The sequence below is a fragment of the Variovorax glucosi genome (genome assembly GCF_051216695.1).
Classification (GTDB): Bacteria; Pseudomonadota; Gammaproteobacteria; order Burkholderiales; family Burkholderiaceae_C; genus Variovorax.
Window position 1 is genome coordinate 746 of the sequence record NZ_JBPJZE010000368.1, and the last position, 312, is coordinate 1,057.

General features: G+C 69.9%; 1 pseudogene. It reads right to left on the reverse strand.

The window, feature by feature from the left end:
* Nucleotides 1-312, reverse strand: a pseudogene (locus ACSFA3_RS25745) (N-methyl-L-tryptophan oxidase); the annotation flags it as partial.

Consider the following 312-nt stretch of genomic DNA (forward strand, 5'->3'; position numbering starts at 1 on the left):
GTGGCCCGAGCAGGCCGAGGCGATGAGCATGCGGGGCAGGCCGTCGAGCGCGTCGATCACGAAGCGGCGGTCGGGCGTCACGGTGTACATGCAGGCGCGCGCCTTGAGGGCACGGCTGCCGATCTGCGGAAAACGGCCGGCCACGCGGTCGCGGTACATGGCGGCGGTTTCTTCCGCGCTCACGGTGCGGTCGATGGTGTCCGGCGTGGTGGCGGCCACGTACTGCTCGGTCGCGACCTTGAGCGCGGGCTGTGACGGGTCGGAAGACGGAAAGCCGTACATGTAGTCCTCCGGCCCGTCGCCGAACATCCA